Source organism: Bacillus cereus group sp. BfR-BA-01408 (assembly GCF_022663305.1).
Classification (GTDB): domain Bacteria; phylum Bacillota; class Bacilli; order Bacillales; family Bacillaceae_G; genus Bacillus_A; species Bacillus_A pacificus.
Window position 1 is genome coordinate 22,319 of record NZ_JAKUFF010000028.1, and the last position, 18,408, is coordinate 40,726.

The following is an 18,408-nucleotide window of genomic DNA, read 5'->3' on the forward strand; positions in this document are numbered from 1 at the left end:
TACTTTTATTATAGGTGAAGAGGAAAGAGGAAATCAAAACATACTTCTTATACTTTGTCCATATATATGAAGAAGAAAGGGGAATGACGATGGATGTAAGAGAACACACTTTTTTCTCTCTGCTTATTATTAGTTATTTTATTGCCTTTGGGGTTATACTTGGTGGTTCATTAATTGGTGGATTTGGTGCATTTCTTATCGGAAAACCAACTCTCACTTACATTAATCAATTCGCCCAAAATTTAAGAATTTGGGCACTCGTTGCAGCGATTGGCGGAACATTTGATACGTTTTATAGTTTTGAAAGAAGTTTCTTTGGCGGGGATATGAAAGATATCGTAAAACAAATTCTCCTTATTTTTTTCGCAACAGGTGGTATGCAAACTGGTCTTATTATTATTAAATGGCTAACGCAGGAGCATGTATGAGAGTACCAAGTGCCAATACAGCGAAAAGATGGTACTTAGTTTTAGCTGGCGCTGCTGTTGGAGGTGTGTTGAGCTGGTTTATTTTTTTGTACATATACGGTGTTTTTCAAGAAGAACAAGCTAGTAAAATAGCAGAACAAAGAGAAATTATAGAAAAACAAGAAGCAAAGCTCCACGTCCTTCTCGAAGATCAAGAAAAATTGAATACTGAAAATAAACGGCTCTTAACCATTCAAGAGATTAAAATAAAACTTATAAATCGAGAAAAATACGATTTAGACAATCTTACACTCGAAAATATGACTACATCTATCCATAATGACCTCCAGCATCTTTTAACGAAAAACATACAAAGTATCGCAAAAAATAAAGACCTACTCAAAAAAGTAATCGAAAACAAGACGTACAAACATTACGATCGGCTATACCGTTTTAAAGTCGATACAATATCTTTTGATACCGTGCTTGAAATTAGCATTACGATAGAGAAAGAAAAATAAAGTGAAACTTTAATCAGTGGGGGTTTTCTTCATCCCCCACTGATTATTAGTTGAACCAATCGGGCTTTTATGGGCAGTTGATCCTCACCTAACTTCTTTGCTTTCGCTGAAATTTGAGGTGGGGGTCTTACTGCCCATTAAAGCGGGATAAAGAAGGAGGGCTTTAGCGCCACTCCTTCTTTTCGTTCTAACATATAATTTCTTATTTACAAATCTCACGTAAATCAGCAAATAGACGATCCGCTTCTTCCCAAGAAGATGCTTTTGCACCAGAAGCCATCGGATGTCCTCCACCGTTATATTGCATTGCTAATTTATTTATAACTGGTCCTTTTGAACGAAGGCGAACACGAATCACATCGTCTTCCTCTAAAAATAGAACCCATGCCTTTAATCCATCAATATTACCAAGTGCTCCAACAACGCCAGATGCCTCAGAAGGAAGTACATCAAACTTTTCTAATACTTCTTTCGTTAATTTAATGTAAGCTGCTCCTTCTTCTACCATCGTAAAGTTTTGTAAAATATAACCGTTTAAACGAGCGATTTTTTCTTTTGTTTTATACATTTCATTGTATAAATCTGTGAATTTCACATCCATATCAACAAGCTCACTTACGTAACGAAGTGTTTTCGCTGTTGTATTCGGGAATAAGAAACGACCTGTATCCCCAACAATACCTGCTAAAATAAGACGAGCTGCTTCTTTTGTTATTTGTAATCCTTTATCTTTTCCATAATTATAAAACTCATAAATCATTTCGCTTGTAGAACTTGCTGTCGTATCTACCCACGTAATGTCTCCGTATGGATCTTCATTTGGATGATGATCAATTTTGATTAACATCTTCCCTTTTGTATAGCGTTGATCGTCAACACGTTCTTGATTTGCTGTATCACAAACGATAACAAGCGCATTTTCGTATACACTATCTTCAATATCATCCATTACTCGTAAATATGCTAATGACGGTTCATTGTACCCAACCGTATAAATATTTTTCTCTGGAAACGATTCTTGTAGAATTGTACTAAGACCGCCTTGTGAACCTAACGCATCTGGATCCGGACGCACATGGCGATGAATAATAATTGTATCAAACTCTTTCATTGCTCCTAAAATTTGCTCATGCATATGTATAATCTCCTTTTTATTCAACTTCTTCACTTCAACGTGCAGTAAAAGCCCAATAAATGTAGGCTAATCATTAGCGCGCGGAAACATCCCCACACTAATGAAAGTCTCACTTTATCCTCCATTATAACGGAAAGTATTTCATACATGCGAACAATTGCTTTATAATAAAAGTTAGAAAGTTTAGATATTTTTTTCTCCACTATTATTTTTCATAAAACGATGGGAGTGTGCATGATGCCAGTATTAGTCTTCTGTATTATCGTCTCATTTATGTTGTATCTCTTCTACAAAACAAAATACTTTCGTACAAACCGCCCAATGGAGAAAGGTTGGCTCTCAGGAAAATCCGCAATGGCACTCGGTTCATTCGTCTTATTCTTCGGGATAAACCAATTCTTTTTAGAACTTTCAACCGCTCGTATTATCGTTGGTGTTTTATTTGTTCTATTTGGTAGTGCAAGTGTATTTAATGGATTTCGCCAATATAAACACTTCTTACCATTAGCAGTTGAAGAAGCCGAAGTCTATGAAACAACGTAAAAAAGCATCAACATTGTGATGCTTTTTTACGTCCTCTAACTTTTAAAATCATATATGCAACAAACGCAGAAGGGATATTGAATGGGTTGCCTTGCACATGAAGGTGTAATTGTTCTTCCCCAAAAGACATTTTTTCATATAGCTCTCGCTGAGATAATCCTGTTTTTTTCTTTTTTTCATGTAAACCTTGTAAGTATAAATATTGAATTGGTATCATTATAAGAAAGTAAAATAGTGCGATACTACCAAAAAAGAGTACTGTTGATGACATAATGCATACCACCTTCCTAAAATCCATTTTCTTACAATATAATCATAACATAATATACAACCTAAATGAATTACTATTCTGTCTTTTCTTTATATAACTGTTTCTCCACATAACTCTTTTTCAGCATACTGAACATATCGCCGAATAAAAGCGCCAGGATCTTTTCTAATAGGTTCAATATCAAGCCTTAATGGTATTTTTCCAGCCATATAAAAGATTCTTGAAGCAGTTCCAAGTCGAATGGCTAGTTCTGAAATATGTTCCCCATATCCCATCATAAAATTCACCCATGCATCTTCTAACTGTCCCGAAGCAATTAAATGCAATCTCGGAACACCAATATCAAACTCTTTATACCCAAATCCACATTCATCAAAATCGAGTAAATACCAATCCTCTTTGTCTACAAGAATATTTCCAAAATGCATATCTCCGTGAACAAATTGTTTTTCTCTCAATTGAATTGAGTTTGTGAGTTCTTGTATTCTTTCTGCAATTCTCAAGCATTTATTTTTATCCTCATAAGATAAAAAAGAAGTATTTAATAAACATTGTAAAGGCTCATGAATCATCTTTTTTTCGCTATATATAGGTCTTTCATAACCTCTCCAAGTTTGCGGCACAATTTTAAGCACTCCATTTGTTTTTTCATGAAACATTCGCATGAATGATCCAAGCTTTTCATAATCTTTATCCTTTGGTTCTATAATTTCACTTCCGTTTATAAACCTAAAGACAACAAAATACTGAATACTTCTCTCATCTTTCATAACAGATGTGATCCAATCACCATCTTTATTTACAACTACTTCTGGTACTAACATTGGTTTTTGTATCGCTATTAACCAATGTATTTCAGCTTCTATTTGCTCGGCTGTATAACGACCTTCTCTATACTGCCTCACTACAAATTTATTTTTGTCCGATTCAAATATATATGTTTGATTTTCTCCCCCATGCAATAATGAAACTTTCGTAAAACTATTTAAATTATATTGCTTACATAACCATTTTTTAGTGTGAAAATCCATTCCTATCCCCCTAGTTCGTATAGTGAAGCATAGTAATAATTAATAGCTTAAACTTTCTTATCGAGTAATCACCAATTTTCTATCCGTACCGATACATATCCTGCTATTTTTTTACTTCTCTACCCGAGCCCTTACGTAGCTTAAATAATAAATTCAAAACAAAATAAAACAAAATAAAGTTAAAGAAAAAGCCTAAGGGATGAAACGAAATTTCCCATCCGCCATAATAAACAAATGTTTCAGCTGGTACACCAAAGTATAGAAAATCGCCCTTATTTTCTCCAGCTGTAGAGATAAAGGAACAAACAATAGCGAAAATCAAACTTACTACATACAATTTCTTTTTCTTTGTATCCATTCTTCTATGTGTTAACACATGAAAAGTTATTGCAAATACTGCCCCTAAAAAGAGAATTATTACTCCCATTCGACACCCCCACAATTATTGTTCAAGCACCTTCAAGTGATTGCATGCCCATACTTATAAATATGAAACAGAACTTGGTAGATTCAGTTGCTAACTAAATTTAAAAACTCCCTATTGTAGCGTTCTAAAAAAAAATGGAACAAACCAAAGCGGCTTGCTCCATCTTTTTATTTATCAATTAACTGCACCATAAGTAACGCTTTTCCAACAACATTACCTTCATGATGTACTTCTACATCAACCTTACCAAATTTACGTCCAATTTCTAATACTTTCGGATGAACGGATACAACATTGTCAATTTGAACTGGTTTTACGAAATAAATTGTTAAGTTCTCAACAATTAAATCACTCTTCTTTTGCGCACGAATAACGCGATTCGTTGCTTCCGTCACAATCGTTGCGAATACACCGTAAGATAGCGTTCCGATTGAATTCGTCATTTGCGGTGTCACTGAAAATTGGTATAAGTGTTCATTTTTCGCTTCTTTCGGCGTCATAAATTGATTCGTTACAATATCATCGATTGTTTCGCCGACTTGCGGTTGACGCTGAATCATTTGCAACGCCTGAAGTACATCTTGACGGCTAATAATACCTTGCAACTTATTTCCTTCATCAACAACAGGAAGTAACTCAATACCTTCCCATACCATCATACGCGCCGCAGCTGCGACAGACATTTTTCCATTTACCGTAATCGGATGCTTTGTCATCACTTTATCAATTGGTGTTTCTTTCGCTACACCGATCATATCTTTTGAAGTTACAATACCTAATACCTTTTTATTTTCATCAACAATCGGATATCTTCCGTGCATCGTCTCTTCGTTATACGCATGCCATTGCTGCACTGTATCATCTGGCTTTAAATATAACGTTTCTTCAATTGGCGTTAAAATATCTTCAACGAGTACAATTTCTTTCTTAATAAGCTGATCGTAAATCGCACGGTTAATTAATGTTGCAACTGTAAATGTATCGTAACTACTTGAAATAATCGGCAGTTTTAATTCATCTGCTAATTTCTTCACATGATCTTCCGTATCAAATCCGCCCGTAATTAACACCGCAGCTCCAGTTTCTAACGCTAGTTGATGTGCGTTCGTACGATTACCGACAATAAGTAAGTTTCCAGCTTCTGTATAGCGCATCATCGCTTCTAATTTCATTGCTCCGATTACGAATTTATTTAACGTTTTATGTAGTCCTTCTCTGCCTCCAAGTACTTGACCATCGACAATGTTAACGACTTCTGCATATGTCAGCTTTTCAATATTTTCTTTCTTCTTTTGTTCAATTCGAATTGTTCCGACACGTTCAATCGTACTAACATACCCTTTATTTTCTGCATCTTTAATTGCACGATAAGCTGTACCTTCACTTACACTCAAATCTTTTGCAATTTGCCTTACAGAAATTTTATGCCCTACTGGCAGGCTATTAATATGTTCTAAAATTTGGTTATGCTTGGTAGCCAAATGGTTTCACCATACTTTCTTTTCCCTAAATTCTTCATGTGTTGTATTTTCAGTATACTATATTTTCAAAACTGTTACACTCTCTCTTTATATATCTGTACTATTTTTTTTATAACAAAATACGCCTTACATTACACCACCGCTTCCATTACAACAATGTAATGGTATTGTCATCTCGTTCGATAGTTTGTCCAGCCGCTTCCATATACAATGAAGACAAGAAATAAAACAAAGGAGCGGATACATGATGAAAAAATTATTAGAAGTTGTAGGTGCTGTATTTTTAGCTTTCGTAGACGGGAAAAAAGTTGCAATGGAATTGAATGAAACACCTGAACAGCCACTTCCAAAAAGAAAAGAATCATCAAAACAAGTACAACCTTTACAAGCTGTTCTACACACGTAAAAAACCCTTCACTTGTCTTTTCAAATGAAGGGTTTCTTTTCTATAGTGTAATACTTTCTCCAGCTTCTAATACTTTCCCTGTACAATTTTGTAGCTTTTCTACAAATTGATATGGATCTTGTTCAATTACTGGGAACGTATTGTAATGCATAGGTACAACAGTTTTCGCCTGAACCCATTTTGCTGCTAAAACAGCATCTTCTGGTCCCATTGTGAAATTATCACCAATTGGTAAAAATGCTACATCAATGTTATTTAATTCCCCAATTAATTTCATATCAGAGAATAGAGCGGTATCCCCTGCATGGTACAAAGTCTTCTCTTCTGCTGTAAATAAAATACCCGCTGGCATACCTGTATATGTAATCGTCTTATTTTCTTCATCAATATAACTAGAGCCGTGGAATGCTTGTGTAAACTTCACTTTTCCGAAGTCAAATTCATGTGAACCACCAATATGCATCGGATGTGTTTTTACACCTTGCCAACTTAAAAATGTCGCTAGTTCAAATGGTGCCACTACAACTGCATTATTTTTCTTCGCAAGCTCTACTGTATCTCCAACATGATCACCATGTCCATGCGATAAAAGAATCGCATCTACTTTTACATCTTCAGCCTTTAAATCTGTTTTCGGATTTCCTGTTAAAAACGGATCAATTAAAATTACTTTTCCATTCGTTTCAATCTTTACAACTGAATGCCCATGATAAGATACTTTCATTATTACATTCCTCCCCTTATTACATTCTCACTTTTTATTCTACATGATTTTTCAATTCCCTGTCTTTTCTAACATCGATTTACTTGTCATAACGCTTTCTTCCGAGTTAAAGTTATATTTGTAATTAAATATCTCGGGGGTGCCAATCGATGAATGCTAGATTAGAAAATTTAATGCAATGGCTAAAAGAAAAAAACGTTGAAGCTGCGTTCTTAACTTCTACACCGAACGTCTTCTACATGACAAACTTCCACTGTGAACCACACGAAAGACTTCTTGGTATGTTTGTATTCCAAGAGAAAGAACCTATTTTAATTTGCCCTAAAATGGAAGAAGGCCAAGCACGTAACGCTGGCTGGGCACATGAAATTATCGGTTTTACTGATACTGACAGACCATGGGATATGATTGCAAAAGCAATTAAAGACCGCGGTATCAATGCAAATGCAGTTGCAATTGAAAAAGAACATTTAAACGTAGAGCGCTACGAAGAATTAACAAAACTATTCCCAAATGCAGCTTTCACGTCAGCTGAGGAAAAAGTTCGTGAACTTCGTTTAATTAAAGACGAAAAAGAACTTTCTATTTTACGCGAAGCAGCTAAAATGGCAGACTATGCTGTTGAAGTTGGTGTAAATGCAATTAAAGAAGATCGTAGCGAACTAGAAGTATTAGCAATTATTGAACACGAATTAAAAACAGAAGGCATACATAAAATGTCATTTGATACGATGGTATTAGCAGGTGCAAACTCTGCCCTTCCACACGGTATTCCAGGTGCAAACAAAATGAAACGCGGCGATTTCGTACTATTTGATTTAGGCGTAATCATTGATGGTTATTGCTCTGACATTACACGTACAGTAGCATTCGGTGACATTTCTGAAGAACAAACTCGCATTTATAACACTGTACTTGCTGGACAACTACAAGCAGTTGAAGCATGTAAACCAGGTGTTACACTTGGCGCAATCGACAACGCTGCTCGTTCTGTTATCGCAGATGCAGGTTACGGCGACTTCTTCCCGCACCGCCTTGGTCACGGACTTGGAATTAGCGTGCACGAATACCCAGATGTAAAAGCTGGTAACGAATCTCCATTAAAAGAAGGTATGGTCTTCACAATCGAGCCAGGTATTTACGTACCAAACGTAGGTGGCGTTCGTATTGAAGATGATATTTACATCACAAAAGACGGATCAGAAATTTTAACGAAATTCCCGAAAGAATTACAATTTGTAAAATAACAAAAAGGCAGCTTGAGTGCTGCCTTTTTCTATTTCCGCTTTAAAACCATCTTCTCCTCATACTTATCATCCCATTTAATCACAATCTCTATCGGTTCATCTTTAGATAGAGGCGCGCAACTTACACAAGAAGACTTCATTTCAATCCTTGCTCCTTTATGAACTTCTGACGTTTGTGTCATTGTACGAAACGTTTCACTAATAGAAATCTCCAAATTTTTGAATTCTGTATTCCCATCCCCGCCCTTATACTGAAACGTAAACATTCCATCTTCACTGTCATCCTTAATATATCCTTTATATTGCCCCGTCCAACTTTTGCTCTCGCTTGAAAAAGTAACATACCAAATCGAACAACTCCCTAAAAAGAAAATACTAATGAAAAAGAATAATGCTCTCTTCATCATGCCCCTCCATTCAAAAGCACTTATTTATTGTCTATTCCTTCCTCTTATTATACTATTAAAATACAGAATTTTCTAAAATAGGAGGTTTATATGTTACAACAACAGTTAGAAGAACTTCGTAATAATAATTACATCATAGATAACACACTTCATATTGATTCTTTAAGTTCCAGCATGCTTGAGCATATCGGTGTTACTGATAGCTATTTAAGAGACAAACTTATTTACTCTACTTTTTATCATCTCATCAAGAAGGACTACCTTTCACACACACAATTACAAAAACTATTATTAGAAAGCATCGGTGAAAAATTTTTATTGTATAAGATTTATTCAAATGACGAAGATGCTGTATTTACCCGTTCATTTACAACATTATTAATCGCGCTCATTATTGATGCCGATACAAATCATAATTTCTTATCACAGAATGATATTTTAAATGTAAAAGATCAATTAATTCTATATATGAACAATGAACATGATTTCCGGGGATATGTGCAAGACCACGGCTGGGCACATAGTATCGCTCATGCTTCCGATACATTGGAAGCGCTTGTTCGTAGTCCTAAATTGGAAACTTTATATTACGAGGAAATATTACAAACTTTATTAAACAAAGTTTGTGTCCATTCCATCTATTACAAATATGAAGAAGATGAACGTATTGTTTATCCAATTGTCGCAATGCTGCAAAATGGCTTAAAAGAAGAAGTACTCCTATTAGCCCTTCATGAATTAGTAGCTCAATTACCCGTCAAAAAACAAACATTACATATTGAATCATACGAGTTTCTATACGGAAATATAAAATCTTTCTTACGCAGCTTATTTTTCAGACTGCGCAAGCTTTCTATATGTGAAGAAACTGAATGTGAAGTTGAAAAATTGCTACAAGAACTTCCAAAATATTATTAAAAAAAGAAGGCCACTTAAAAAGTGCCTTCTTCTATTTCACTAATATTTAATTGAAATTTCACGATCCAAACTGAGAAAAGGTGGACAAGAAGCGCAAACGCCATACATGCTCCGCTTAAAAAAGTTAGTATAGGATGCGAATACACGTGCCCTAATCCATAAGATATTGCCACGAAAAACATTGTTATGTAAATATAAATTGCTCCATGTATTTGCCTCATATAAACCTCCTTTTCACATAGTATACCATAAATTTTCTGATTATTCACATTAATAGACTGTAATTAATATTTCTCAACTGTTACACCTCTAACAGCAGCCTTAATATATGGTGCTCCTTGTAAACTTTGTAAATCCTCTGTTTTTCCTGTTACAACTACACCTTATATTGGCAGGTCTTTTGGTTTTCTGTTTTTTATTTCTTTATAGTTTGTCCTAAAAGATTCTCAATATCCCACTTTTATTTTCACTTAAAGATATCCAAATACAGCTTTCTAAATGTTTATTATAATAAAAAGCACATCTATTTTGATGTGCTCTACGCATATACTTTAGTAACATATGAATCATTTTTTGAAACAAAAACTCCCACTCATCTCTCCCCACACTATAGTTATGACTTAGTCGCCATAATAATTGAACGAGGATAAAACCCCAGCTTTTCATAAAACAATACAGCTTCATTCCCGTACACTACTGTTAATTCAATTTCATCTATCTTCTTCGCTTTAAACCATTTCACTGCACTATTCATTAATTTCAAACCAAATCCGTTTCTTCGGTATTTTTCATCAACGAATAAAACTTCAATCTTCCCACTTGCTCTTTTACTATACGCTATACAAAATCCTAATATATCATCTGTTTCCGACTCAACTAATAATTCAATTCTATATTCTCTGTACTTTGAATTTTGTTTATAATTTTCAATACGTTCCTCAAATGTCATTCTTGGATAATCACCAGAAAAATATTTTGATTTACTGTTATGATATTCATGCAATTTATTTAAAGGTTCTCTTACTATTTCTATTTCATCGAGAGTGATATATTTATTATTAATTCTCATCATACAGCATCTCCAATAATATATATTCCAACCAAAAAGATGACCATGTTACGGTTACAAAATACCAATCTATTATTTCATCGCTTCCTTCACAACTTCTTGAATCATAACGACTTCTGTTTTCATATCAACAGCGGGTGCTTCTTCATCAATACATTCATACCAAAATTCCAAATGCTTTTTATCAATTTCATGATGAGAATTTTCGACAAGAGCCCCGCCTTCTCCTTGCACAGAATACCAATATAAGTACTCTTCTCCATCTCTTATTTCCCGGAAAATTGTCTCAACGTACATCTTTTCGTCGTTTAATGTCAAAAGTACTTCTTTCATATTGTCATTAAGAAGCTGCATCCATTCATCTACACGATGACTTTTACCAGGCTTTACTTTAAATCTCGTTAATTCCACATTCATTTTTATTCCCCCGTTTTCTTCCGTACAAATAATCTATATTCTATTGGATTATGAAAACTTAATTTGCTAGCTAATTTTCGCGAAGAAATATTGTCTACATAACAATCCCAGCACGGTGTAATATCATTTTGCATGCAATGTTCAATGAACCGTGTTGCAACAGCTTGGGCTAATCCTTTCCCTTGATATGCTTTATGCGTCACAATATCAATTTCAGCGAATCCATTCCCACTAAATATTGAAACACATTCCGCTACAATCATTCCCTCTTGTTCTATACAAAATCCAAAACCACCGTTTAAAAATGTTTCTTTTGATCCCCAATATTCTTTGTAATACTCCTCTGTAAATTCACTGCTTCGTTCTATATCTCTTCTATCAATACGCTTCACTTCATATGTATTTTTGTTACAATCTCGTTTTCTCCCTTCAAAGGTTACACTTTGAAATTTCATTCGCGGAATGTTTCGAAGTACATGACTAAAACGCTCTTCTATCATCATTTCCCACTCGTCACTCGAAGTAAACAATGTAAATCTCTTCTCTGTTTTTTCAATAGACGTTTTTATATACGAAAATAAATCTTCGTTATAATTTTGATCATCCGTATGACCAAATACATAATAAATGCCATTCGCTGTACGAATTAGTCCTGCTGTTAACTTCTCGTTTACAAAAACCTCACCATCTATCATTTGATCACATACCGCATAAGCAAACGTCGTCGTTTTTGTATGACTTTCTAAAATCGGAAGGATTTTTCTATACTCGGCTACAGATAATTTTTTCATAATTGCTCCACTTTAATCGTATCCGCCTCTATATTTTCAAAACAAAGATTTACCGTTCTCTTTAATGCTCTCGTTCTATGAATCGTACATGCCGGAATTAAAATAGAATCATTCGGCTTTAATACCGCTGTTTCTCCATCTTCAAAATCAATAAGTAATTCTCCCTCTAACACAATAAATAATTCATCCGAATTAGAATGATAGTGCCAATCATATTCACCAGTAAATACAGCGATTCGTAAGCAATGACTATTCACATTTGAAACGACGAAGTTTTTATGTTGATCTTGAATGTCTTTTGTTAATTCTAATAAATTCACAGTCTCCATATTTCGTCCCACCCTTTCATTAATCGTTCTTCTGAAAAAACTAATTTAATCTCCACCACCTCCGCAATCTCCTCCGCCATCACTTGAGCTACTACAATCACTGCTACTGTAGTCACCGAATCCACTTGATGAATTTGAGGCGTATGAAGATTTTTTGCTCATTTTTCTTTGCTTATCTTTCTTACTTTCATGACTAGGCCATACTTTATTAAATAATATAAAGAATAAGATTCCTTCTACCATAACAAGTGTAACGCCAAAAATACCTTCAATAAAATTAGGGGTGATCCCCAAACTTTTAACCATTCCGCATAAAAACACACAAAAAATTACGTACAAGAACATACAAATATACCGAAATGTTTTCTCTATCATAATGACTATTTTTTTAGAAAGAGGTATGTTCTGTTCCTGTTTTTTCTTTATATACTTTTGTCTCTTTGCTTGCTTTTTCCTCCTCTTTTTGCTTCCCACCCAATCCCCTCTTTTGACTTTCATTTTTCATTTAATTCCAAATTATCACAAAAAATAACATTATAACAAGCTATATTTCACGTAAAGTTTTATTTACTTTTTGTAAAGTTTTATTTACTTATTACCTAAAAATGGATATAATAAATGTAACAAATTTACAAAAAGGAGACTTTGTATATTTGATTAAAAATAAGGTAAAACAATTCCGCGTCGTTAGAGACATCACCCAAGAACAATTAGCTTCCTCTGTTCAAATCACTAGACAATCCCTCATCGCTATCGAAAAAAACAAATACAACCCAAGTTTAGAATTAGCATTGAAATTATGTGAGTTTTTCAACTGTAAAGTAGAAGATTTATTTCAATTAGATAAAACTGGGGAGGAAAAAGAATGAAAAATACTTTTAATCAAAAGTTCATTTCGCATCTTACCATTTTGCTGTTAGGTTCAGCTCTTCTTTATTTCAATAGTAATGACGAAGAAAAGATTAGTTCTGTCCTTTTATTCGCTGGCGTATACATACTCTTCTCTTTGATACTATTCGTAGTGAAACGAATATTCTTTAAGACAAAAAAGACCGATGCAGAGAAATATCCATTACCTGAGATGGATGAAAGAATCGAAAAGATGAGTTTAAAACTTATGGCACAAATTTTCGGTCTCTCTCATTTAGTCGGATCTGCGATACTATTTATTTTATATATCACTGACAAAAACTCGATGATACGAGTTGAGTATGCCTTATATTACTTGTTCGGCATTCTTTTCTTTACAATGATGTTCGGATTGAAAATTGTAAAGAAACTAGACAATTAATCTAAACAAAAAGCCCCTCCTTGCGTAAGGAGGGGCTTACATGTATTTCTATTATGATAAAGCAGGAGCTTTTTCAAGTAGCTCTTTCGCATCAGCGTATTGTAAGCCGTGAGCTTCTGCAACTGCTTCGAATGTTACATATCCATCTAATGTGTTAATACCTTTTAATAATGCAGTGTTGCCTAGGCAAGCTTCTTTGTAGCCTTTGTTCGCAATTTGTACTGCATATGGTACTGTTACGTTTGTTAATGCAAGAGTTGATGTACGTGGAACCGCACCTGGCATATTAGCAACTGCATAATGAACAACGCCATGTTTTTCGTAAGTCGGGTTGTCATGAGTTGTAATACGGTCAGTTGTTTCAAAAATACCACCTTGGTCAATCGCGATATCTACAACGACAGAACCTGGCTCCATTGATTGAATCATTTCTTCTGTTACAAGTTTTGGCGCTTTTGCACCTGGGATTAATACTGCACCAATAACAAGGTCAGATTCTTTTACAGCTTCTGCGATGTTGTATGGATTAGACATTAACGTTTTTACTTGGTTACCGAAAATGTCATCTAATTGACGAAGACGTTCTGCACTTAAGTCGATGATTGTTACATCTGCACCTAAACCTACTGCAATCTTCGCTGCGTTTGTACCAGCTTGACCACCGCCGATAATTGTTACTTTGCCGCGTTTTACCCCTGGAACGCCTGCAAGTAAAATACCTTTACCGCCCTTATTTTTCTCAAGGAATTGTGCACCGATTTGTGCAGACATACGACCTGCTACTTCACTCATAGGTGCAAGTAATGGTAATGAACGATTGTCTAGTTGTACTGTTTCGTATGCAATTGATACAACTTTATTATCAATTAATGCTTTCGTTAATTCTGGTTCTGGAGCTAAGTGTAAGTATGTGAATAAAATTAAACCTTCGCGGAAATAGCCGTATTCACTTGCAACTGGCTCTTTTACCTTCATAACCATATCTTGATTCCATGCTTCTTCAGCAGTTTCAACAAGTTTTGCACCAGCTTGTACGTATTCTTCATCCGTAAAGCCAGATCCTAAACCTGCTCCTTTTTGAACAAAAACTTCATGACCATTTTGTACTAAATGTACTGCTCCCGCTGGCGTCATTGCCACGCGATTTTCATTGTTTTTAATTTCTGTTGGAATACCGATACGCATGATTAGTTCCCCCTTGAGTTATGAAATGACCCCTGAATCATTTTTTAAAGCGCTTTCTACGCTCTTATATTTTAACATAATATCTCAATATTTGACAAAAAATAATACAAGTTTTCCGATAGATTTAATCTTACATGAAAGGACAGTATTATCCGCACCTCTTTGCATACAGGATAAACTGTCCAATTATTCGAAACTTCACTTTATTTTTCTCTATCGATGTCTATGAATAACATCTACTGCACCCGTTACTTCAATAATTGTGCCAGTAATCATATCGGAATCGTCTTCACATAAAAACGAAATCGTTCTTGCGATATCTTCGCCTGTTCCAGATCTACCAATTGGTGTGTTACGTTCTTTCAACTGACGTGCTTCTTGAATTGTCGCTTCTTTCATTTCACCAATAATATCACCAGGACATACCATATTTGCAGTAATTCCATATTCTGCTTCTTCGTAAGCAACTGTTTTCGTTAATGAAACAAGTCCTACTTTCGCTGCGGCAAAAGCTGAACGATAAATCCATCCCGGTGCGCTATCTGCCCCTTGGAATCCGTAATTAATAATACGGCCAAAGTTCTGTTTTCTCATAACTGGAACGACAAGTTTCAACAAATGAAATACCGCTGTTAAATTACCCTGAATCATTTCATTCCATTCATCTTCTTCATAATCGACTAACTTTTTTCGTTCAAATACATATGGACCAGCATTATTAATTAAGAAATCAATTTTGCCAAAACGGCTTATCGCTTCTTCTACTATTTTATGTAAATCTTCCTTTTTCGTGACATCCGCTTGCACGAATTGTAGACGCTCTTCCATATTTTTATATGTTTCTTTCATCTTTTCCATAGCCGTGATATCGCTATGATATGTTACTGTTACTGAATAGCCTTTAGCCAATAATTTTTCTGTTACTTGCTTTCCTAAACCTTTCGTACCGGCTGTAATGAGCGCGTGTCTCACAAAACGGCCCCCTTTTAAATTGCTATAGTTCATATGTAACAAGTTCTCGCACCAATTACAACTAAAATGAATCAAAACAGAGTTTTCGAAATTCTGTAACGTTTCCGACAAGCACATTACCAAAATTTGCTTTATAATAAAGTTGTAAACGGTAATAAAAATGATTGGGAGGAATTTACTATGAATAATACATATACAAATATTTTAATCGCGGTGGATGGTTCTAAAGAAGCAGAAAAAGCCTTTAAAAAAGCAATTCAAGTCGCAAAACGCAACAATGCAACATTAACTATTGCTCATATCGTTGATGTAAAAGCATACTCAGCAGTAGAAGCTTATAGCCGTGCAATTGCTGAACGTGCAAATCTATTTGCAGAAGACTTATTAGAAGACTACAAAAAAACTGCGCTTGAAGCTGGCCTTGAAAAAATTGAAACTGTATTAGAATTTGGTAATCCTAAATCAAAAATTTCAAAAGAAATCGCTCCAAATCATAAAGTAGATTTAATTATGTGTGGTGCAACTGGTTTAAATGCTGTTGAGCGTTTCCTAATTGGTAGCGTCTCTGAACATATTATTCGCTATGCGAAATGCGATGTCCTTGTTGTTCGTGGTGATGAGGAGCAAGGTGAGCTTTAATTTATAAAAATAAATAGGGTAGATAAGAGGCTTCCTCTTATCTACCCTATTTTCATTTACACTTTAAGAATTCTGTAATCTGGATTATGCTGTTCCCAGCCTCCTTGTGTATTTACACTCGTATCGCCATCACCATCTACCCATATTGTTCTCCCGTCAGGTAAAACTCTTTCATGTGGTGTTACATGATGAGTATTCGGGTTTTCCTCCGTCGCATATTCTACATCAGTTGCTTCTGGAGCTGATGCTTGTGCTACACTATCGCCTTCTACTCCGTCGGCGATTCCATCCACACCATCAATTATATCAATAACTCCAACTGAGAAGACGCCTACAGCTGCAACCTTCGCTAATTCTTTTCCTGCTTCTATCGCTTTATCAGTATCTCCCTCCCGTATCGCTTGCACCGTTTCAACTCCCTTTTCTGAAACATGTACAATACCTTTCCCAATTGTCGTTGCCGTATCTTGAACCGTTCCCAGTATTTCTTTGTATCCTCGCTTCGCTTGCTGTTTATCATCTGTAATGAGACCGCCTATAGCATCATACGTCCCATCAGCAAGATTCCCAACGATTTCTCCAGTTTTAACCGTAGCTTTATTAACCCCTTTTCCAACATCCTTTATGAAATTACTGTTCGTAACTTCGCCTACTACTTCTATCGCACCGCCCACTACTTCAGCTGCAGCTTTAGACACTGCTCCAGTTACTGATTTTATTAAACCCATACCGCATCCCCTTTTTTTAAATAAATCATTATATAATATTATTACAATTATAATTATATAGCTGTAGTCTATATAACTACAACTTATTTCACATACTTCACTATAAATACAAGACAAACTAGCAAAACAATAGCTACTGCCAACACATAAGGCGGAAGAAACTTCAAAGACCACAATGCCATCATAATCGTAGCTACTGTTAAATAAGATTGCCTTGCATCTTCTGTCATTTTTTTACGAAGGCAGAATACATACAAATAACCAATTGGCGGCGTAATAAAGCAAAGAACATATATGATTTTAGATTTCAAATACCATTTTTGTTCCCCTAGTTTCTTTATATCTTCTTCTATTCTCTTATGCTCTTGTTCTCTCGCTTCTTCTACAAGCGGATCTTCCTCTTCTCCTCGCTTTTCTTTCATATAAGGAAGAAAGTGCATGAAAAAATAGTATGCAAATACGAACGCTCCAAATTCAATATTTAATCTTTCTAATGGGATATTCTCACTAAAAAAAGCAGCAACAATCGCTAAAGAAAAACAATACGTCGTCATCCAAAATGAACGTTTTCTCTTTTTTCGTTCTATCTCTTTTTTATCATGTACATGTTTTCTTTTCGAAAGCCATATCGAAATACAGCAATCTACTACAAATAGAATACAGATAAATATCCCAACGTGTACTGTCTCTACATCCTCAAATGAAAAGATATTTGGGAATGCACTGTGTAATACAATTAATGTGTACAAAATTAAACCTATAAAATAAATACGTCTCATTTTCCATCCCTTTCTTATTTCCTAACATTACGTTAACATACATTTTTTAGAAATAGACGGACAAAATATATATGTTTAAAAAAGGAGGATGCTATATGGATGATTCTGAACGTATTATTTTAGATGTGAATGGAAAAGAAATCGAAATGTTAGATACGATTCGTACTCATTTTAAAGAGAAACATGGTGTGGAACTAAGTAACGGTGCATTGCTTAGAGATTTGATGGATATTGAGTATATTCGAATTACGGAAGATCGGCATAAGTATGATTAAAAGAAAAACGACTGCAGGCGAATGCCATCAGTCGTTTTTCTTTCTTTATTTAAGCTCTTGATGCTTCCCCCCCATACCACCTGGCTCATTGCTATCTTGGTGTACGGTTACTTTATTGGTTTTCGCATCTTTCGAAACTCTATATGTATATGCTTCGTTTGGTTCATCTTTAAACTGTACATTCATACCGTAAGAACCGATTTTACTATAAAAGGCCGGTTTTATGTACGAAATATCACTTTCTTTATATCCTTTTTCTTGCAAGTGCCACATCGTTGCAATAATCGCTTCCTCTCGCTTTACTTGTTCACCAACAAAGATATATTTGTCTAAGAGAAACACTTTAACATTTGCACTTAAGCTAATTAACAGTAAAACGATAAATATTATTTTTTTCATAGACTTCCCCTAAATT

Annotated in this window: 28 protein-coding genes and 1 pseudogene; 10 read left to right on the forward strand and 19 right to left on the reverse strand. The window is 34.9% G+C overall.

Going from position 1 to position 18,408, the window contains the following annotated elements; translation table 11 throughout:
* Nucleotides 1-14 precede the first annotated feature (14 nt).
* Together MR083_RS13760 and ytrI are read left to right on the forward strand one after the other, a co-directional pair.
* Nucleotides 15-428: a YtrH family sporulation protein gene (locus tag MR083_RS13760; protein WP_001998397.1), complete on the forward strand. Its 414-nt coding sequence runs from the start codon at nt 15-17 to the stop codon at nt 426-428.
* Entirely contained in the window at nt 425-928 is a 504-nt protein-coding gene (gene ytrI, locus MR083_RS13765) for a sporulation membrane protein YtrI (protein ID WP_001265736.1), read from the forward strand. The genes MR083_RS13760 and ytrI overlap by 4 nt, the downstream gene beginning before the upstream one ends.
* A gap of 202 nt (nt 929-1,130) precedes the next feature.
* On the opposite strand, the gene MR083_RS13770 is transcribed toward ytrI, so the two are convergent.
* Nucleotides 1,131-2,063: a DHH family phosphoesterase gene (locus MR083_RS13770; RefSeq protein ID WP_000545154.1), complete on the reverse strand. Its 933-nt coding sequence runs from the start codon at nt 2,061-2,063 to the stop codon at nt 1,131-1,133.
* 237 nt (nt 2,064-2,300) lie between these two features.
* On the opposite strand from MR083_RS13770, the gene MR083_RS13775 reads away from it, so the two are divergent.
* Nucleotides 2,301-2,606: a YtpI family protein gene (locus MR083_RS13775; RefSeq protein ID WP_001144773.1), complete on the forward strand. Its 306-nt coding sequence runs from the start codon at nt 2,301-2,303 to the stop codon at nt 2,604-2,606.
* Nucleotides 2,607-2,613: 7 nt separating this feature from the next.
* Here MR083_RS13775 and MR083_RS13780 read toward each other — a convergent pair whose 3' ends face one another.
* From MR083_RS13780 to MR083_RS13795, 4 genes are all read right to left on the reverse strand, one after another.
* Nucleotides 2,614-2,877 (reverse strand): DUF3949 domain-containing protein, encoded by a 264-nt coding sequence (locus MR083_RS13780; protein ID WP_049111430.1) that lies wholly within the window; start codon nt 2,875-2,877, stop codon nt 2,614-2,616.
* Nucleotides 2,878-2,966: 89 nt separating this feature from the next.
* On the reverse strand, nt 2,967-3,908 hold the full coding sequence (locus tag MR083_RS13785; protein ID WP_242269473.1) for a phosphotransferase enzyme family protein: 942 nt from the start codon (nt 3,906-3,908) through the stop codon (nt 2,967-2,969).
* A gap of 103 nt (nt 3,909-4,011) precedes the next feature.
* On the reverse strand, nt 4,012-4,335 hold the full coding sequence (locus MR083_RS13790) for a hypothetical protein (RefSeq protein ID WP_242269474.1): 324 nt from the start codon (nt 4,333-4,335) through the stop codon (nt 4,012-4,014).
* Nucleotides 4,336-4,502: 167 nt separating this feature from the next.
* A complete protein-coding gene (locus tag MR083_RS13795) occupies nt 4,503-5,816 on the reverse strand; it encodes a CBS domain-containing protein (RefSeq protein WP_000201583.1) in 1,314 nt (437 codons plus the stop codon).
* A gap of 244 nt (nt 5,817-6,060) precedes the next feature.
* On the opposite strand from MR083_RS13795, the gene MR083_RS13800 reads away from it, so the two are divergent.
* Nucleotides 6,061-6,222, forward strand: a complete 162-nt coding sequence (locus MR083_RS13800; protein ID WP_000976302.1) for a hypothetical protein — start codon at nt 6,061-6,063, stop codon at nt 6,220-6,222.
* 40 nt (nt 6,223-6,262) lie between these two features.
* Here the strand turns inward: MR083_RS13800 and MR083_RS13805 are convergent, their stop codons facing one another.
* Entirely contained in the window at nt 6,263-6,946 is a 684-nt protein-coding gene (locus tag MR083_RS13805; RefSeq protein ID WP_000868938.1) for a metal-dependent hydrolase, read from the reverse strand.
* A 149-nt stretch (nt 6,947-7,095) separates the two neighbouring features.
* On the opposite strand from MR083_RS13805, the gene pepQ reads away from it, so the two are divergent.
* Complete coding sequence (gene pepQ, locus MR083_RS13810; RefSeq protein WP_000994041.1) at nt 7,096-8,193, forward strand: Xaa-Pro dipeptidase; 1,098 nt, start codon at nt 7,096-7,098, stop codon at nt 8,191-8,193.
* A gap of 29 nt (nt 8,194-8,222) precedes the next feature.
* Here pepQ and MR083_RS13815 read toward each other — a convergent pair whose 3' ends face one another.
* Nucleotides 8,223-8,597, reverse strand: a complete 375-nt coding sequence (locus MR083_RS13815) for a hypothetical protein (RefSeq protein WP_000816732.1) — start codon at nt 8,595-8,597, stop codon at nt 8,223-8,225.
* A 93-nt stretch (nt 8,598-8,690) separates the two neighbouring features.
* Between MR083_RS13815 and MR083_RS13820 the strand changes: the two genes are divergently transcribed.
* Nucleotides 8,691-9,518 carry a DUF2785 domain-containing protein gene (locus MR083_RS13820; protein WP_242269475.1) on the forward strand — a complete coding sequence of 276 codons (828 nt, stop codon included), beginning with the start codon at nt 8,691-8,693 and terminating at the stop codon, nt 9,516-9,518.
* 14 nt (nt 9,519-9,532) lie between these two features.
* Here MR083_RS13820 and MR083_RS13825 read toward each other — a convergent pair whose 3' ends face one another.
* The 7 genes and pseudogenes from MR083_RS13825 to MR083_RS13855 form a co-directional block, all read right to left on the reverse strand.
* Complete coding sequence (locus MR083_RS13825; RefSeq protein WP_001248905.1) at nt 9,533-9,739, reverse strand: hypothetical protein; 207 nt, start codon at nt 9,737-9,739, stop codon at nt 9,533-9,535.
* 63 nt (nt 9,740-9,802) lie between these two features.
* A pseudogene (locus tag MR083_RS13830) lies at nt 9,803-9,995 on the reverse strand (anti sigma factor C-terminal domain-containing protein); the annotation flags it as partial.
* Between the two features lie 136 nt (nt 9,996-10,131).
* Nucleotides 10,132-10,587, reverse strand: a complete 456-nt coding sequence (locus MR083_RS13835) for a GNAT family N-acetyltransferase (RefSeq protein ID WP_242269482.1) — start codon at nt 10,585-10,587, stop codon at nt 10,132-10,134.
* A 72-nt stretch (nt 10,588-10,659) separates the two neighbouring features.
* A complete protein-coding gene (locus MR083_RS13840) occupies nt 10,660-11,004 on the reverse strand; it encodes a DUF6176 family protein (protein WP_242269476.1) in 345 nt (114 codons plus the stop codon).
* Nucleotides 11,005-11,006: 2 nt separating this feature from the next.
* Entirely contained in the window at nt 11,007-11,795 is a 789-nt protein-coding gene (locus MR083_RS13845; RefSeq protein WP_000736737.1) for a GNAT family N-acetyltransferase, read from the reverse strand.
* Nucleotides 11,792-12,124: a cupin domain-containing protein gene (locus tag MR083_RS13850; RefSeq protein WP_000450952.1), complete on the reverse strand. Its 333-nt coding sequence runs from the start codon at nt 12,122-12,124 to the stop codon at nt 11,792-11,794. The genes MR083_RS13845 and MR083_RS13850 overlap by 4 nt, the downstream gene beginning before the upstream one ends.
* Nucleotides 12,125-12,169: 45 nt before the next feature.
* The gene (locus tag MR083_RS13855; protein ID WP_242269477.1) at nt 12,170-12,598 is read right to left on the reverse strand and encodes a hypothetical protein; all 429 of its coding nucleotides are present in this window, start codon (nt 12,596-12,598) and stop codon (nt 12,170-12,172) included.
* A gap of 131 nt (nt 12,599-12,729) precedes the next feature.
* On the opposite strand from MR083_RS13855, the gene MR083_RS13860 reads away from it, so the two are divergent.
* Together MR083_RS13860 and MR083_RS13865 are read left to right on the forward strand one after the other, a co-directional pair.
* Nucleotides 12,730-12,993 carry a helix-turn-helix transcriptional regulator gene (locus MR083_RS13860; RefSeq protein ID WP_002003636.1) on the forward strand — a complete coding sequence of 88 codons (264 nt, stop codon included), beginning with the start codon at nt 12,730-12,732 and terminating at the stop codon, nt 12,991-12,993.
* On the forward strand, nt 12,990-13,415 hold the full coding sequence (locus MR083_RS13865; protein ID WP_074567714.1) for a hypothetical protein: 426 nt from the start codon (nt 12,990-12,992) through the stop codon (nt 13,413-13,415). Before MR083_RS13860 ends, MR083_RS13865 begins: the two co-directional genes overlap by 4 nt.
* A gap of 51 nt (nt 13,416-13,466) precedes the next feature.
* Here the strand turns inward: MR083_RS13865 and ald are convergent, their stop codons facing one another.
* Nucleotides 13,467-14,600 (reverse strand): alanine dehydrogenase, encoded by a 1,134-nt coding sequence (ald, locus tag MR083_RS13870; protein WP_016718657.1) that lies wholly within the window; start codon nt 14,598-14,600, stop codon nt 13,467-13,469.
* A gap of 213 nt (nt 14,601-14,813) precedes the next feature.
* Entirely contained in the window at nt 14,814-15,605 is a 792-nt protein-coding gene (locus MR083_RS13875; RefSeq protein ID WP_061183835.1) for an SDR family oxidoreductase, read from the reverse strand.
* A 147-nt stretch (nt 15,606-15,752) separates the two neighbouring features.
* Here MR083_RS13875 and MR083_RS13880 point away from each other — a divergent pair, with 147 nt between their 5' ends.
* A complete protein-coding gene (locus MR083_RS13880; RefSeq protein ID WP_001066673.1) occupies nt 15,753-16,211 on the forward strand; it encodes a universal stress protein in 459 nt (152 codons plus the stop codon).
* A 56-nt stretch (nt 16,212-16,267) separates the two neighbouring features.
* Here the strand turns inward: MR083_RS13880 and MR083_RS13885 are convergent, their stop codons facing one another.
* Entirely contained in the window at nt 16,268-16,939 is a 672-nt protein-coding gene (locus MR083_RS13885; RefSeq protein ID WP_062821904.1) for a hypothetical protein, read from the reverse strand.
* Nucleotides 16,940-17,022: 83 nt separating this feature from the next.
* The gene (locus tag MR083_RS13890) at nt 17,023-17,718 is read right to left on the reverse strand and encodes a hypothetical protein (protein WP_242269478.1); all 696 of its coding nucleotides are present in this window, start codon (nt 17,716-17,718) and stop codon (nt 17,023-17,025) included.
* Between the two features lie 95 nt (nt 17,719-17,813).
* On the opposite strand from MR083_RS13890, the gene MR083_RS13895 reads away from it, so the two are divergent.
* Entirely contained in the window at nt 17,814-17,993 is a 180-nt protein-coding gene (locus MR083_RS13895) for a hypothetical protein (protein WP_000342760.1), read from the forward strand.
* A gap of 45 nt (nt 17,994-18,038) precedes the next feature.
* On the opposite strand, the gene MR083_RS13900 is transcribed toward MR083_RS13895, so the two are convergent.
* On the reverse strand, nt 18,039-18,392 hold the full coding sequence (locus MR083_RS13900) for a DUF3139 domain-containing protein (RefSeq protein WP_242269479.1): 354 nt from the start codon (nt 18,390-18,392) through the stop codon (nt 18,039-18,041).
* Between the last annotated feature and the right edge of the window lie 16 nt (nt 18,393-18,408).

What these genes read in the sequence shown, in the direction of transcription:
- MR083_RS13890 (WP_242269478.1), bottom strand. Translation starts at nt 17,718, where the DNA reads ATGAGACGTATTTATTTTATAGGTTTAATTTTGTACACATTAATTGTA.
- MR083_RS13780 (WP_049111430.1), bottom strand. Translation starts at nt 2,877, where the DNA reads ATGTCATCAACAGTACTCTTTTTTGGTAGTATCGCACTATTTTACTTT.
- MR083_RS13770 (WP_000545154.1), bottom strand. Translation starts at nt 2,063, where the DNA reads ATGCATGAGCAAATTTTAGGAGCAATGAAAGAGTTTGATACAATTATT.
- MR083_RS13800 (WP_000976302.1), top strand. Translation starts at nt 6,061, where the DNA reads ATGATGAAAAAATTATTAGAAGTTGTAGGTGCTGTATTTTTAGCTTTC.
- MR083_RS13875 (WP_061183835.1), bottom strand. Translation starts at nt 15,605, where the DNA reads ATGAACTATAGCAATTTAAAAGGGGGCCGTTTTGTGAGACACGCGCTC.
- MR083_RS13845 (WP_000736737.1), bottom strand. Translation starts at nt 11,795, where the DNA reads ATGAAAAAATTATCTGTAGCCGAGTATAGAAAAATCCTTCCGATTTTA.
- MR083_RS13815 (WP_000816732.1), bottom strand. Translation starts at nt 8,597, where the DNA reads ATGAAGAGAGCATTATTCTTTTTCATTAGTATTTTCTTTTTAGGGAGT.
- MR083_RS13820 (WP_242269475.1), top strand. Translation starts at nt 8,691, where the DNA reads ATGTTACAACAACAGTTAGAAGAACTTCGTAATAATAATTACATCATA.
- MR083_RS13880 (WP_001066673.1), top strand. Translation starts at nt 15,753, where the DNA reads ATGAATAATACATATACAAATATTTTAATCGCGGTGGATGGTTCTAAA.
- MR083_RS13885 (WP_062821904.1), bottom strand. Translation starts at nt 16,939, where the DNA reads ATGGGTTTAATAAAATCAGTAACTGGAGCAGTGTCTAAAGCTGCAGCT.
- MR083_RS13785 (WP_242269473.1), bottom strand. Translation starts at nt 3,908, where the DNA reads ATGGATTTTCACACTAAAAAATGGTTATGTAAGCAATATAATTTAAAT.
- MR083_RS13895 (WP_000342760.1), top strand. Translation starts at nt 17,814, where the DNA reads ATGGATGATTCTGAACGTATTATTTTAGATGTGAATGGAAAAGAAATC.
- ytrI (WP_001265736.1), top strand. Translation starts at nt 425, where the DNA reads ATGAGAGTACCAAGTGCCAATACAGCGAAAAGATGGTACTTAGTTTTA.
- MR083_RS13850 (WP_000450952.1), bottom strand. Translation starts at nt 12,124, where the DNA reads ATGGAGACTGTGAATTTATTAGAATTAACAAAAGACATTCAAGATCAA.
- MR083_RS13805 (WP_000868938.1), bottom strand. Translation starts at nt 6,946, where the DNA reads ATGAAAGTATCTTATCATGGGCATTCAGTTGTAAAGATTGAAACGAAT.
- MR083_RS13900 (WP_242269479.1), bottom strand. Translation starts at nt 18,392, where the DNA reads ATGAAAAAAATAATATTTATCGTTTTACTGTTAATTAGCTTAAGTGCA.
- MR083_RS13775 (WP_001144773.1), top strand. Translation starts at nt 2,301, where the DNA reads ATGCCAGTATTAGTCTTCTGTATTATCGTCTCATTTATGTTGTATCTC.
- MR083_RS13840 (WP_242269476.1), bottom strand. Translation starts at nt 11,004, where the DNA reads ATGAATGTGGAATTAACGAGATTTAAAGTAAAGCCTGGTAAAAGTCAT.
- ald (WP_016718657.1), bottom strand. Translation starts at nt 14,600, where the DNA reads ATGCGTATCGGTATTCCAACAGAAATTAAAAACAATGAAAATCGCGTG.
- MR083_RS13790 (WP_242269474.1), bottom strand. Translation starts at nt 4,335, where the DNA reads ATGGGAGTAATAATTCTCTTTTTAGGGGCAGTATTTGCAATAACTTTT.
- MR083_RS13860 (WP_002003636.1), top strand. Translation starts at nt 12,730, where the DNA reads ATGGATATAATAAATGTAACAAATTTACAAAAAGGAGACTTTGTATAT.
- MR083_RS13865 (WP_074567714.1), top strand. Translation starts at nt 12,990, where the DNA reads ATGAAAAATACTTTTAATCAAAAGTTCATTTCGCATCTTACCATTTTG.
- MR083_RS13825 (WP_001248905.1), bottom strand. Translation starts at nt 9,739, where the DNA reads ATGAGGCAAATACATGGAGCAATTTATATTTACATAACAATGTTTTTC.
- MR083_RS13835 (WP_242269482.1), bottom strand. Translation starts at nt 10,587, where the DNA reads ATGAGAATTAATAATAAATATATCACTCTCGATGAAATAGAAATAGTA.
- pepQ (WP_000994041.1), top strand. Translation starts at nt 7,096, where the DNA reads ATGAATGCTAGATTAGAAAATTTAATGCAATGGCTAAAAGAAAAAAAC.